The organism is Amycolatopsis ponsaeliensis, from assembly GCF_030182635.1.
Lineage (GTDB): Bacteria > Actinomycetota > Actinomycetes > Mycobacteriales > Pseudonocardiaceae > Amycolatopsis > Amycolatopsis ponsaeliensis.
Window position 1 is genome coordinate 1 of the sequence record NZ_JAPZLD010000076.1, and the last position, 12941, is coordinate 12941.

General features: G+C 73.1%; 12 protein-coding genes. 3 read left to right on the forward strand and 9 right to left on the reverse strand.

Going from position 1 to position 12941, the window contains the following annotated elements; all coding sequences use genetic code 11:
- Positions 1-459 precede the first annotated feature (459 nt).
- Positions 460-2058, forward strand: coding sequence for an amidohydrolase (locus QQ657_RS52800; protein ID WP_284750053.1), 1599 nt, complete (start codon positions 460-462; stop codon positions 2056-2058).
- On the opposite strand, the gene QQ657_RS52805 is transcribed toward QQ657_RS52800, so the two are convergent.
- From QQ657_RS52805 to QQ657_RS52815, 3 genes are all read right to left on the reverse strand, one after another.
- Positions 2027-2320 (reverse strand): DUF1883 domain-containing protein, encoded by a 294-nt coding sequence (locus QQ657_RS52805; protein ID WP_284750054.1) that lies wholly within the window; start codon positions 2318-2320, stop codon positions 2027-2029. The genes QQ657_RS52800 and QQ657_RS52805 overlap by 32 nt on opposite strands.
- A gap of 106 nt (positions 2321-2426) precedes the next feature.
- A complete protein-coding gene (locus QQ657_RS52810; RefSeq protein WP_284750055.1) occupies positions 2427-3911 on the reverse strand; it encodes a hypothetical protein in 1485 nt (494 codons plus the stop codon).
- A gap of 185 nt (positions 3912-4096) precedes the next feature.
- On the reverse strand, positions 4097-4585 hold the full coding sequence (locus QQ657_RS52815) for a MarR family winged helix-turn-helix transcriptional regulator (protein WP_284750056.1): 489 nt from the start codon (positions 4583-4585) through the stop codon (positions 4097-4099).
- 28 nt (positions 4586-4613) lie between these two features.
- On the opposite strand from QQ657_RS52815, the gene QQ657_RS52820 reads away from it, so the two are divergent.
- Positions 4614-6059: a phenylacetate--CoA ligase family protein gene (locus QQ657_RS52820; RefSeq protein WP_284750057.1), complete on the forward strand. Its 1446-nt coding sequence runs from the start codon at positions 4614-4616 to the stop codon at positions 6057-6059.
- A gap of 58 nt (positions 6060-6117) precedes the next feature.
- Here the strand turns inward: QQ657_RS52820 and QQ657_RS52825 are convergent, their stop codons facing one another.
- Together QQ657_RS52825 and QQ657_RS52830 are read right to left on the reverse strand one after the other, a co-directional pair.
- On the reverse strand, positions 6118-9030 hold the full coding sequence (locus QQ657_RS52825; protein ID WP_284750058.1) for a tetratricopeptide repeat protein: 2913 nt from the start codon (positions 9028-9030) through the stop codon (positions 6118-6120).
- Positions 9031-9082: 52 nt separating this feature from the next.
- Positions 9083-9391: a DUF4326 domain-containing protein gene (locus QQ657_RS52830; RefSeq protein ID WP_284750059.1), complete on the reverse strand. Its 309-nt coding sequence runs from the start codon at positions 9389-9391 to the stop codon at positions 9083-9085.
- A gap of 220 nt (positions 9392-9611) precedes the next feature.
- Between QQ657_RS52830 and QQ657_RS52835 the strand changes: the two genes are divergently transcribed.
- Positions 9612-10004: an STAS domain-containing protein gene (locus QQ657_RS52835; protein ID WP_284750060.1), complete on the forward strand. Its 393-nt coding sequence runs from the start codon at positions 9612-9614 to the stop codon at positions 10002-10004.
- A gap of 54 nt (positions 10005-10058) precedes the next feature.
- Here the strand turns inward: QQ657_RS52835 and QQ657_RS52840 are convergent, their stop codons facing one another.
- The 4 genes from QQ657_RS52840 to QQ657_RS52855 all read right to left on the reverse strand — a co-directional run bounded on the left by QQ657_RS52840 (position 10059) and on the right by QQ657_RS52855 (position 12940).
- Positions 10059-10757, reverse strand: coding sequence for an RraA family protein (locus QQ657_RS52840; RefSeq protein ID WP_284750061.1), 699 nt, complete (start codon positions 10755-10757; stop codon positions 10059-10061).
- Between the two features lie 9 nt (positions 10758-10766).
- Entirely contained in the window at positions 10767-11096 is a 330-nt protein-coding gene (gene cutA / locus QQ657_RS52845; protein ID WP_284750062.1) for a divalent-cation tolerance protein CutA, read from the reverse strand.
- A 10-nt stretch (positions 11097-11106) separates the two neighbouring features.
- Entirely contained in the window at positions 11107-11259 is a 153-nt protein-coding gene (locus QQ657_RS52850; RefSeq protein ID WP_284750063.1) for a hypothetical protein, read from the reverse strand.
- 103 nt (positions 11260-11362) lie between these two features.
- Entirely contained in the window at positions 11363-12940 is a 1578-nt protein-coding gene (locus QQ657_RS52855) for an Hsp70 family protein (RefSeq protein ID WP_284750064.1), read from the reverse strand.
- Position 12941: the final 1 nt, after the last annotated feature.

Below are 12941 nucleotides of genomic sequence, written 5' to 3' on the forward strand. Positions count from 1 at the left end.
GCCCAGCCCAGCCCAGCCCAGCCCAGCCCAGCCCAGCCCAGCCCAGCCCAGCCCAGCCCAGCCCAGCCCAGCCCAGCCCAGCCCAGCCCAGCCCAGCCCAGCCCAGCCCAGGCGAGTCTCCGCCCGCAGTGTCTTGAATGAGTCATTCAGGTCGTGGGAGGTCCTGAATGACTCATTCAAGACCTTTGCCGGGGGGTACTGCCGCCAGGGCGGGCCAGGTAGCCCGGCGCAGGAGATCCGAGGGCGGCCACGCGCACTGCAGGCCAGGACCTGCGCGGCTCGTCGACCGAGATCCTTCCGCACGAGCGCGGATTGGTACCTCCGGCGGCGACCATCATCACCCAGCCGGCGCAGGAGATCACCGCCGGCGGTCGGAGCATTCGGGCCGTCGAGTCGGCGTAGGCCGAAACGTCCGTGACTCGGCCGACACCCGCCCGTCCATACGGGAAGATCGAGGACATGCACGCCGACCTCGTCTTCACCCGCGGCCCCGTGCTCACCCCCGGCGGCCGGGCCGGGTTCGCGGCCGTCCGCGGCGATCGGATCGTCGCCGTCGGCGATGATCCGGGACCGCTGATCGGCCCGCGCACCGACGTCGTCGACCTTCGCGGCCGGCTGCTGGTGCCCGGCTTCCAGGACGCGCACGTGCACGCCGTCGGCGGCGGCGTCGAACTCGGCCGCTGCGACCTCACCGGCGCCGGCACCGTCGTGAGCTGCCTCGACACCGTCGCCGCGTACGCCAGGGCGAACCCGCGGCTCGAGTGGCTCACCGGCAGCGGCTGGTCCCTCGACACCTTCGCGGGCGGTCTCCCCCACCGCCGGCTGCTCGACGCCGTCGTCCCGGAAAGACCGGTCGTTCTGGTCAACCGCGACCACCACGGCGCCTGGCTGAACAGCGCCGCGCTCGCCCGCGCCGGGATCACCGAGGACTCGCCCGACCCGCCCGACGGCCGCATCGAGCGCGACGCCGACGGCGTCACCGGCGTCCTGCAGGAAGGCGCGATGAACCTCGTCACGCGGCTGCTGCCGCCGGTCACCGAGACCGACGAGCTCGCCGGGCTGCTGCGGGCGCAACGGCTGCTGCACTCGCTCGGCGTCACCGCCTGGCAGGACCCGCTGCTCGGCGACTACGGCGGCATGCCCGACCCGTCGCGCGCGTACGCCACCGCGTCCGGACGCGGGCTGCTGACGGCCCGGGTCACGGGCGCGCTCTGGTGGGACCGCACCCGCGGCGCCGACCAGCTCCCCGACCTGCTCGCGCGCCGGGACTCGTTGCGCGACAGCGGTTTCCGCGCCGGCACCGTCAAGATCATGCTCGACGGCATCGCCGAGAACCACACGGCAGCACTGCTCGGCCCCTACCGGCGCACCGGCCACAGTGGACTGGGCTTCGTCGACCCGGTGGCGTTGCGCGAGCACGTCACGCTCTTGGACGCCCACGGCTTCCAAGTGCACTTCCACGCCGTCGGCGACCGCGCGGTGCGGGACGCGCTCGACGCCGTCGAAGCCGCCCGCGCCGCCAACGGCGTGACCGGAAACCGGCACCACCTCGCGCACGTGCAGGTGGTGCACCCCGACGACGTCCCGCGGTTCGGGCGGCTCGACGCGACCGCGACGATCCAGCCGCTGTGGGCCGTGCACGAACCCGATATGGACGAGCTGACCATCCCCTTCCTCGGTGACGAACGGACTTCGTGGCAGTACCCGTTCGGCGCCCTGCTGCGGTCCGGGGCCACCCTGGCCGCCGGGAGCGACTGGCCGGTGAGCAGCCCCGACCCGCTGCAGGGCATCCACGCGGCGGTGAACCGGATCCCGTACGGCGAGGACCTGCCCGCGTTCCTACCCGGGCAGCGGATCGACCTGGCCGCGGCGATCGCCGCTTACACGGCGGGCTCGGCCTACGTCAATCACCTCGACGACACGGGCGCGATCCGGCCCGGCCACCGCGCCGACCTCGTGGTGCTCGATCGCGACCCCTTCGCGGGCCCCGACCGCGAGATCGGGGCCACGAAGGTCGCGATGACGTTCACCGGGGGTCGGTGCGTCCACGAGCCATGACGGCCGGCTCCGGTTCGACGCTCACCCGCGGGCGCAGGGGCAGGTTGTCCAGCCCCTCGACGTCGAGTACCAGGAACCAGTGCGCGTTGGCCGGGATGTGGATCTTGAACATCGGTGCGGTGGCCACCCCGCCGTGCATCCGGTAATACTGCCGGCGCTGGTAGGCCCGCAGGTTGACCTCCGTCAGGAGTCTGACGTTGGCCATCGCCTCCAGCCGGATGGTGACCACCGCGTCTCTTCGCAGCTTTCCGAGATCGAACACGTTCGCTTCCATTACGCCCCTCATTCACGCGTGGATGGTGCTTCTGGCGGTCGCGGGCAGCGCGGATCGCGCCGCGGAACGCGACGAGCGGAGAGTCGGGGCGGGATCAGCCGGGGCTGGTGCCCGGTTCGCAGGCCCGCCAAAGCGGGACGAAGTCCCCGTCCGACGGCGTGAACGCGTGGGTGGCGCGCGGACCGTGGTCGGGGGTGAGGAAGGCCGGCGGGATGGTGGGGGCGGGCCCGCAGGCGGCATCGTCCGGAGCGGGCGACCGCGGCGTCGGGGCGTTCCCCGGGGCGCGGACGGGCTGAGACGCAGCAGCGTGACGGACGGGGTGCGCCTGGCGCGGCTTCGCGGCGACGGGGCCGGTCATGGGACTCGGCCGGTCGTAGATCCGGTCCGGCGCGGTCGGCTGGGCGGCGGCTTGAAGTGCTGCTGCGAGGACGGTTTCCTGGTGCGACGGCGCGGCTTTCGCCTGGCGGGCAGGCAGGATCGGCGGTTCGGCGGCGGGATCCGGAGTGGCGGGCTCGGCGCTTTCGTTCCCCGGCTCGACGATCGGCTCGACCACGGGGGTCAAGGTGTCGCCGATGGGCTTGGTGACCGGGGAGAGGAGGTCGGTGACGGGCTCGACGGCGGCACCGAGGGAGTCGGCCACGGGTGCGACGGTGGCCAGGACCGGATCGAGCACGGGACCGACCGAGCGCACGACGGTCTGCACGACGGGTCGAATGACCGGAGCGGCCGCCTTCACGATCTGTGAGACCGGCTCGACCAGCGGCGCGGCGGCGCGGACTACTTGCGAGATCGGCTCGAGGACAGGTTCGACCGAACGCACGACGGGGCCGACCACCGGCGCGGCAGCGCGCACGACCTGCGAGACCGGCTCGAGAACAGGTTCGACCGAACGCACCACGGGCTCAACGACCGGAACGGCAGCCCGCACAACCTGCGAGACCGGTTCAACCGCAGGCGCAGCCGCCCGCACAACTCGCGAGACCGGTTCGACCACGGGCGCCGCAACCCGAACTACCTGCGACACAGGTTCGACCACCGGCACAGCCGCCCGGACCACCTGCGACGCGGGCTCGGCCACCGGCGCCGCAGCACGCACAACCTGCGACGTTGGCTCGATCACCGGGGCAGCCGCCCGCACCACAGGCTCAACAACAACCGGCCCAGCGGCACGAACAACCTGCGACGCGGGCTCGGCCACCGGCGCCGCAGCACGCACTATCTGCGACACGGGCTCAACCACCGGCACAGCCGCCCGCACTACCTGCGACACCGGCTCGACTATCGGCCCAACAGAACCCAACGCAGGTCCACCCGCGGCCGAATCCGGCTCAACCCCACCCCGAGCCACCCCGGCCGCAGAGCGAGCCCCATCCTTCGGCGCCTGAGCCGCCCCACCCGGCGACTGCGCTCCGACGACTCCGGCCACCACCTCGCCGATCGGGTCCACCTCACGCGTCGCCGCCTGGGCGTGGCCCGACAGCAACCACGACACCAGCCAGAACCCGGCCACTGCTCCGGCAACCAGCAGCCAGCGCCGGGTGGCGGTCTTCGCGTCACCCTTGTCGCGAGCCCTGGCCACGGTCGGCGAACCTCCAGAATGCGGGATGCAGATCTGGGACGTACCCTCCAACGCCCGTCCCCACACGCTCGCTACGCGCCGCCCGTCGCTACCACTCGACCGGCCTAGTTCTTTGGTGTCAGCAAGCCTGAGTCACGCCGCCAGGTGGCCCAGAGCGATACCCCAGTCGCAGGCCAGCCCTCAAATCAGGCTTCCTGAGAGCGTCGCTGGGACGACAACGTACCCAGCGCCAGGACGCCGTGCTGGAGGCCCTCGCGGAACGTCGCGCGCTGGCCCGGGCTCAGGTCGGCGAGCAGTGCTTCCTCCACCTCCGCCACCGCCGGTGCGCAGTCGGCCAGCAGCCGGTGCCCGGTCTCGGTCAGGCCGGCCAGGAGCACGCGGCGGTTGTCCGGCTTGGGCGTGCGCGCGATCAGGCCGCGCTTCTCCAGCGCCAGCACCATCTCGTGCATCGTCTGCGGACGCAGGAACGAACGCCGCGCCAGCTGCGCCGACGACAGCGCCCCGCTGGCTTCCAGCACCGTCAGCGCCGTGTACTGCAGCGTCGTGAGCCCGAGCGGCCGCAACGCGTCGTCGAGCAGCGCCCTGATCACCAGCTCGAGCCGTTTGACCAGGTAAAGGGTCAACGGCGGGCTAGCGGGCTGCTGCTCCGCGGAGGTGCTCACGCCGCTCATCATGACACGCGCCCGCGACTATGCTCCGATCATGGACCTCGGTCGGCAGACCCGCGTGCGGCAGGCGTTCGACACCTTCTTCGGCCCACCCGAGGCACCGTCCGGAACCCAGGTCCTCGACCTCTTCCGCCGCACCGCGGAAACCGTCCCCGCCTACCGGAAGTTCCTGCGGGAGCACGGGATCGACGCGGAAACCGTCACGACCATGGCGGACTTCCGGAAGCTGCCACTGCTCGACAAGGCCGGCTACCACCGGAAGTACCCGCTGCCCGAGCTGTGCCGCGGCGGCACGTTCGACGAGCTCGACATGATCGCCGTCTCGTCCGGGTCCAGCGGCCACCCGACGATCTGGCCGCGCGCGCTCGAGGACGAGCTGCACGTCGCGCGCCGGTTCGAAACCGTACTGGTGGACGCCTTCGAGGCCGATCGGCGCAGCACCCTCGCCGTCGTCTGCTTCCCGCTCGGCACCTGGGTGGGCGGCCTGTTCACCACGGCGTGCGTACGCCACCTCGCGGCCAAGGGCTGCCCGATCACCGTCGTGGCGCCCGGCAACAACAAGGCCGAGATCCTGCGCGTGCTCCCCGAGCTCGCGCCGCACTTCAAGCAGGTGGTGCTGCTGGGCTACCCGCCGTTCGTCAAGGACGTCGTCGACACCGGCCTCGCCGAAGGCGTCGACTGGCCCGCGTACGCGATCAAGCTCGTGCTGGCGGGCGAAGTCTTCAGCGAGCAGTGGCGCGAGCTCGTGGCCCAGCGCGCCGGGATCGCCGACCCGGCCCGAGACATCGCGTCGCTGTACGGCACGGCCGACGCGGGCGTCCTCGGCACCGAAACCCCGCTGTCGGCGGGCATCCGCCGGTTCTTCGCCGGCCACCCGGACCTGGCCCGCGAGGTCTTCGGCGACGCGCGCCTCCCGACGCTCGTGCAGTACGACCCCGCGAGCCGCTTCTTCGAGGAGCACGAAGGCACGCTCGTCTTCACCGGCGACGGCGGGATCCCGCTGATCCGCTACCACATCGCCGACGACGGCGGGCTCCTGCCGCACGCGGAGCTGCTGGACTTCTGCGCCCGCCACGGTTTCACCGCGCCGCCCGGGCCGGAGCTGCCGTTCGTGTACGTCTTCGGCCGGTCGCTGTTCACGGTGTCGTTCTTCGGCGCGAACGTCTACCCGGAGAACGTGACCGTCGGCCTGGAGCAGCCCGGCATCAGCGACACGGTGACGGGCAAGTTCGTCATCGAATCGGTGGAGGACGCCGACCGCGACCGCCGGCTGCGGATCACCGTCGAGACGGCACCGGGCGCGACCGCGGACGCCGCCCGCATCGCGGAAGCCGTCCGTGCCCAGCTGAACCGGCTCAACAGCGAGTTCGCGCACTACGTCCCCGCCGAGCGGCAGCTGCCGGACGTCGTCCTGCGCCCGGCCGGCGATCCCGAGTACTTCCCGGCCGGGGTGAAACACCGCTACACGCGGAAGTCCTGAGCCCGGCCGACCCGCGCGGTCGGGTCCGGCGCACCCGGGTCGCGCACGCGATCGGTGATCAGGAAGCCCGGGAGCTCCAGTCCGGTTTCTTCGGTGAGCCGGAACGTCCCGCCGCGGGCATCGGGATCCCAGCCGGCCGCCAGTGCGTGCTCGACGAGCCGCCGGATGTCGCCGGACGCCGGGTAGGAGCCGTCGGTCGCCGCCGGAGTCCACCCCACGCTCGTCGCCTTCGAGAGCAGGTCGGCCTCCAGCGCGCGGCCGTTCTTGCCCGCGCCCCAGACGCGGACCCGGATGCAGCGGTGGACATCGACACCGTCGCCGGGCACCGAGCCGATCGTCGCGCGCCACGCGTAGTCGCGGTCGCCGTCACGCAGGTGGCGCAGCCTTGTTCGCACGGAAGCCAGCCTAAGCCCGGACGAGCTTCCGGAACCGCTCGCGCCGCTCGTCGGCGGAGGAGCCGTCCGCGATGTCGTCGTCGAACCACGAGGACAGCGCCGTCCACAGTTCCGCGCGGGCCGCGAAATCGTCCTCCGCCACCAGCGAGTGCTCCAGCTCGGCGATGTCGACGGCCAGCCGGTCGAGGCGCTGGTCGCACTGGCGGACGTACTCGCGGACCACGATGTTCACGTCCAGGCCCGTCTTCACGCGCCGGCCGGCGGCGCCGCGCAGCTGGGCGTGCAGCCGTTCCTCGCAGTACAACGGGAATCCCGAAATCGACCCCGGGTAGCCCGAGTCGGCCGCCCACGCACGGAAGGCGCAGATCGCCTGGTACCGCGTGTACCAGTCCTGCTTGCCGGTCGCGAGCTCGGTCAGCTTGCGCCAGGCGTCGCGGTCGGCCGCGCGCCAGCGATCGAGCGTCCGGCCGTCCGGGGCCGGCCCGGGGTCGAGGGCCCGGACGCGCCAGAAGTGCGCGCGGCAGGCGGCGATCTCCCCGACGAGCTGCCGGACGTAGCTGACCTGCTCCCAGACGTGCGCGCGCTGCGGCCGCAGCGGCGCGGTCCGGGGAGAACGTGACCATCTCGAAGACCCGGAACAGCTCGTGCCCGCGCAGCGCGACCAGGTCGGGGTCCTCCCCCATCACCCACGACCGGCGTTCGGACAGCCGGCCGCTGTGGCTGATCGTCGCGGCGTGGTAGAGCTCGCGGACCGCGCGGCGGGCCACTTCGTCGCGCGCTTCCCCCTCGAGACGCGGGTTGCGCGCGCGGTCGCGGAGGTCGCGTTCGCCGCGCGGGCCGACTTCGAGCATCGCGACGGCGTACACGCTCGCCGCGTTGTAGCACTCCTCCCACGACTTCCGGGAACCCGCGGCTTCGACGGTTTCGTCGATCGCCCGCGGGTCCGGCGGCCAGCGGCGGTCGGGGCAGACGTCGGCGAGCCGCACGCGGCTGCCCGGGTACGCGACCGTGGGCGCGGGGACCGCGCCGGTCACCGGCTCGACGTCCGCCATCGCGCGCCGCACGACCGTCCAGACCAGGGACAGGTCGAGCGCGCGGTTCGTCAGCTGCTGCCAGGTGCCGCGCCAGCGCCGGCTGAACCGGCGGTAGTCCGCGACGAGCCGTTCGATCTCGTACTGCGACAACGCGCAGAAGTACGAGCGCATCTCGGCCGCCCGCTGGTTGTACTCGGCCAGCTGCGCCGGCGTCGCGTCGTGGACGACGAGCTCGTCGACCGGGACCTTCAGCACGCGGCGGTGCAGTTCGCGCCGTTCTTCCGGCGGGATCGGGTACGCCCGCACCCGCACGTCGAGCTCGACGTACCGGCGGAAACGCAGCTCCAGCGCCACTCTCAGCTCGGCGCGGCGCAACGCCCGCGCGTCGCCGGGCGCGCCCGCCGTCGTGCGCCGCACCCACCACGAGCCGGCCACGGAGTCGCCGTGGCCGAGGACGAGCGCGTGCCGGTAACGGGCGATCAGCAGCGCCACGGCGCGCCCGCGGCCCGCGTGGCGCGGCTGGCGCGCGAAGTCCGGGCCGATCCACCACCGCGCGAGCTTCGGGTGGCCCCGGCTGCAGACGGTGATCACGTCGTCGTACGTGGCGAGCGCGTCGAGGTGCAGGTCGAGCTGCTCCTGCAGGGCGGCGATCTCCAGTCTGATGTAGACGTTCGACGGATCGAGGCTCACCGCGCGGTAGTACTCGGCGAGCGCTTCGTCGTAGCGGCGGTAGGTGATGAAGTGGTTGGCGCGCTGGTAGGCGTCGAACAGCTCGTACGGGATCTTCGCGCCCCGCCAGGCGGCCCAGTGGATGTTCGTGCGGACGTAGGCGCTGCGCGGGATGACCAGCGCGGCGACCGCGTTCGCCGCGCGGTGCAGCACGCGCGGCCAGTTCTCGTCCTCGATCACCAGCGGGCTGGCGGCGAACCGCGGGACGCGGACCAGCTCCAGGATGAGCTGGTAGCGGCCGGTGGTGTTGCCGGGCCGGACGGTGCCGGTCACGGTGAACGCGGCCGGCGGCTGGGCGAGCCGGACCAGCTTCGTGGCGGCTTTCCACCAGCCTTCCGCGGAGTCGCCGGCGTGCTCGACGATCTGGATGAAGTCGTAGGAGCTCCCCGCCCCCGGTACCGGCGTCGGGGTGTAGAGCCGGGACTCGTTGAGGATCCGCTTGAACGCGGCGGTCAGCTCGACGGCGGAGTCGATCTCGCGGTCGTGGCTGCCGTCGGGGCGCTCGTCGGCGAAGAGCCGGATGTCGATCTGGTTGGCGCGGAACGCGGCGGCCTCGAGGCGGGCCCGGCCGACGAAGTACAGCGTCAGCACCGCGGAGATGACCACGACCGACGTCTGCAGCACGGTCCAGGTGATGACGCTCGCGACCTTCGGGTCGCGGACGAACGTCCAGCTCTGGAAGAACGGCAGGTACGGCACGACGGCGAAGCCGGCCGCGACGAGCCCGGCCGTCACCGCCGCGAGCCACCACCTGATCCGGTGAGCCGCCGGAAGTTCAGCCTGATCGAAGCCGCCGTGACGTCGCGCGGGCACCGTCGATCACCCCCTCGTGTCGCCAGGTTACTCGCGGAGGGGGTGTGATTCGTTACGGCCCGTGATCCGCGATCTCGGCGATCACCTGGGCGTGGCACAGTTCGGGGACGCACCAGCAGCCGAGCCGCTTCCCGCGCAGCTCAGGCAGGAGGGCGAGCAGATCCGGCCGCGACAGCAGGTGCTCGCGGTACTTCGTGACGACGTCCTCGCGGGTCCCGTCCGGCCCGGGCCGGAACGGGCTGGCGAGCTTCGAGCCCGCGAGGTGCCAGCCGCCCCGGTGCATCGCCCGCCCGACGTAGACGACGTCGGCGTAGTCCGGGTCGTCGCGGTGGCCCTTGAGGTTGACGACGGTGGTGGGCATGCCGGACAGCCTGGCGGTCCCGGCGCGGCGCCGCCAGTGGGCCACGCCCGGCCGACCGCGTCGGTGGTCGACCTGGTGCGGATGCACTATGCTGGAGATTCACGGTTGAGCCGTCAGCCGCTGCCGGACGTTCGCGCCCGGGCGGCAGGCCGCCACCGGTCACCTCCCTTCCGCCTTCGTCCGGCCCGCCACCGCTGTCCGACGAAAGGGTGTGCCCGCGATGGTTCCCGAACCTCGCTCGGCCGACCACGAAGTCGTGACCGCCGGCCGGATCGACGTCGGCGGTCACCTGTCCCTGCGCGTCTCGCGCCCCACCCCGCGCACCGTGCTCGTCCGGGTCGCCGGCGAGGTCGACCTGAGCACCGCGCGCAGACTCGACGAAGTCCTGCGTTCGCGCATCCGCGGCCCGGTCGGTGAGGTCGTCATCGACCTCGACGGCGTCACGTTCTTCTCCGTCGCCGGGCTGAACTCGCTGCTGCGCGCCCAGCTCCTCGCCGACGCCGCCGGGGCGCGACTGACGGTGGATCCCGGGGCGTCGCGTGCCGTGCGGCGGCTGTTCACGTTGCTGCCGATGGACTTCTACGGGGTGATCAGCCCCCGGCCGGTCGGCTGACCCGGCCGCGGGACGGCCTCGACGATCGCCGCGCACGCGGTCGAGGCAGGCCCGCTACTCCTCGATCGCGCCGCCGACGGCCCGCAGGTGAGCGCGGAACGTCCGGCTCGGATCCGCTTCGCGCGCGGCGAGGAACTCGGCGAAGCGGACCTGCTCGCGCAGCGGTTCGCCGTTCCGGATCCGCTCGGCCTGGCGGCGTTCGGTGTCGCGGATGCCTTCGGCGAGGGTGAACAGCTCGTCCGCGCGGTCCAGCGGGAGGAAGACGACGCCGTCGTCGTCACCGGCGACGAGGTCCGCTGGGCCGACCCGCCAGGTGCCGACGATCGCTTCGGCGAGCCCGCCGTCGATGCGCGGGCCGAGACTGAGCGGGCCGGTGGGGATCGAGCCGAGGCTGAACACCGGCAGCCCGATCGCGCGGATGTCGGCGGTGTCGCGGTGCAGGCCCCAGATCACGACCCCGGCGAGCCCGGCCGCGCGCGCTTCGAGGACGACGAGGTCGCCCACGCAGCTTTCGTCGAGCCGGCCACCGTTGTCGACGACCAGCACCCCGCCGGGGGTGGCGTGCTCGAAGGCCTCGAGGAAGACGTCGACGCTGCCGACGTGCCGGGCCGGGACCGCCGGTCCGAGCAGCCGGGTGCCGGCCACCACGGCGCGCGTCGGCGCCGGGGCGCAGCGCACCGGCAGGCCGGCGCGGATGCACGCATCGGCGAGGTGGGCGGTCGTCAGGGTTTCGAAGCGGGTTCCGAGATCCATGCTTCGAAGCTAACCACCGTTCTCGACTTCGGTGGTCACCCAGGCCAGGTAGTCGGCGCTGCCGCCTTCGATCGGCGTCGCGATCACCTCGGGCAGGTCGTAGCCGTGCAGGTGCTTGATGCGCTCGGTCAGCGCGGCGACCCGGTCGGCGGTCGTCTTGATCTCGACGCGCCATTCCTGGTCGGTGCGCACCTCGCCTTCCCAGCGGTAGACGCTGGTCACGGGCCCGACGACCTGCGCGCAGGCCCCCAGCCGCGCTTCGATCGCCTTCGCGGCCAGGTCCCGGGCCGCGGTTTCGGAGTCGGTCGTGGACGTCACGATCACGTGCTCTGCCGCCATGCCGGCGAGGTTACCGGCGGCGCGGGCCGCGCATCGCGACCCCGGCGGGCAGGAGCCCGGCCGTCAGCAGGGGCGCGGCGGCCGGGGTGCCGAGGCCCGTTGCTTCGGCCAGAGCGGCCAGTGCCCGGCCTCGGCGAGAGCCGGGCCGGCCCCCGAACCGCATCCACCGCCGACCCGACCCCCTCGCCCGGCAACCAGGCCGCCTCCCCCGCGACCGGCACCACCTCCGCCGCGGCGAAACCCTTGCCCCGCCGGAACTCCTCACCTCACGTCGTCGGCTTCGTGGTCGTGGTCGTCGGCGTAGTGGTCGTCGTCGGCGTGGTCGTGCGCGACGACGTCGTCGTCCGCGGCGGGGTCTTGCGCCGGGTCGTCGCCGGGTTCGTGCGGGGCGCCGCCTGTGTCGCGTGCGTTGTCTCCGGGGCCTCCGGGGACGGCAACGTCACCAGGGTCGGCGTCTCGGCCGCCGAACTCGTCGCCGGTGGGGTGCCGCCCGAGGGGCTTCCGCCCGAACTCGCCACCGCCACCGCCACCCCGCCGATCGCCACCACCGCCACCGCGCACAACCCCACCACGACCCCGCGGCGCGACGCCCGCCGGCCCGGGCTCGCCTCGGTCTTGGCCCGGCCCAGCGACGGCGGCGGTGCGCCCGCGCCGAACCCCGGCGTCGCCATCGCCTTCGTCTCCTCGCGCGGCGCCGGCACCCGCGGAACCGGCGGCTGCGGGACCGGAGGCGGCGGCACCGGCCGGATCGACGGCTGCGAACGCGTCGCCTGGACCAGCCCCGACCGGCCCGACGCCAGCGCCGCCGCACCCAGCGCGACCCCGTACTTCGGGTGGATGTCGACCGCCGTCGGGCGGCCCAGCTCCGCCGACACCAGCTGGGACACCAGCGGGATCCGGGACGAGCCGCCGACCAGCAGCACCGCACCCAGATCCGCCGGGCGGAGGTTCGCCGACCGCAACGCCCGGTGCAGCGAACCGATCGTCGCGGTGATCGACGGGCGGATCATCTCCTCGAATTCGCCGCGGGTCAGCCGCACCTCCGTCTGCACCGACGGCAGCAGCACCGGGACCGCCGTCTCCGTGTCGGCCGACAGCGCCTCCTTCGCCAGCACGCACTCCTGGCGCAGCCGCACGACCGCCGCCACCGCGCCCGCGTCGTCCGGGTCGATCTGCGACAGCTTCCCGTCCAGCGCCCGGTCGACGTGCCCGAACACCGCTTCGTCGAAGTCGACGCCGCCGAGGCCCTCGATGCCCTCCGGGGTGCCGAGGATCTCGAAGCCGCCGCCGCGCTTGCGCAGCACCGTCGCGTCGAACGTGCCGCCGCCGAGGTCGTACACCGCGACGACGGCGCCGTCGTCCAACCTCTCCTGGGCCGCGTAGTGCGCCGCCGCGGCTTCGGGCTCGGTGATCAGGCCGACGTGGTCGATGCCCGTCAGCCGCGGCACCTGCTCGAACAATTCCCGCTTGTACGGCCCCCAGTTCGCCGGGTGCGTCAGCGTGATCCGGTCCGGCCGGCCGCCCTGCTGCCCGGCGACCGTCCGCACCACGTACCCGAGCAGGTGCGCCATCAGCGACGCCACCGAGTGCGGCGCCCCGCCGAGCAGCACCGGCGTCGGATCGCCCAGGCGCCGCTTGAACTCCCGCGCCACGCGGTCCGGCTCGACGGCCGCACGCCGGCTCGCCGCGTCGCCGACCAGCACGCCGCCGTCGGCCCGCAGCAGCACCACCGACGGGATGGCCGCCGTGCGGTCGCCGAGCGACACCATCTCGACGTGGCCGGCGCTGTCGACGGCGGCAGCCGTGAAGGTCGTGCCGAGGTCGATGCCCAGTCCGTAGCCCATG

What these genes read in the sequence shown, in the direction of transcription:
- QQ657_RS52800 (WP_284750053.1), top strand. Translation starts at nt 460, where the DNA reads ATGCACGCCGACCTCGTCTTCACCCGCGGCCCCGTGCTCACCCCCGGC.
- QQ657_RS52815 (WP_284750056.1), bottom strand. Translation starts at nt 4,585, where the DNA reads ATGATGAGCGGCGTGAGCACCTCCGCGGAGCAGCAGCCCGCTAGCCCG.
- QQ657_RS52820 (WP_284750057.1), top strand. Translation starts at nt 4,614, where the DNA reads ATGGACCTCGGTCGGCAGACCCGCGTGCGGCAGGCGTTCGACACCTTC.
- QQ657_RS52830 (WP_284750059.1), bottom strand. Translation starts at nt 9,391, where the DNA reads ATGCCCACCACCGTCGTCAACCTCAAGGGCCACCGCGACGACCCGGAC.
- QQ657_RS52835 (WP_284750060.1), top strand. Translation starts at nt 9,612, where the DNA reads ATGGTTCCCGAACCTCGCTCGGCCGACCACGAAGTCGTGACCGCCGGC.
- QQ657_RS52840 (WP_284750061.1), bottom strand. Translation starts at nt 10,757, where the DNA reads ATGGATCTCGGAACCCGCTTCGAAACCCTGACGACCGCCCACCTCGCC.
- cutA (WP_284750062.1), bottom strand. Translation starts at nt 11,096, where the DNA reads ATGGCGGCAGAGCACGTGATCGTGACGTCCACGACCGACTCCGAAACC.
- QQ657_RS52850 (WP_284750063.1), bottom strand. Translation starts at nt 11,259, where the DNA reads ATGCGGTTCGGGGGCCGGCCCGGCTCTCGCCGAGGCCGGGCACTGGCC.
- QQ657_RS52855 (WP_284750064.1), bottom strand. Translation starts at nt 12,940, where the DNA reads ATGGGCTACGGACTGGGCATCGACCTCGGCACGACCTTCACGGCTGCC.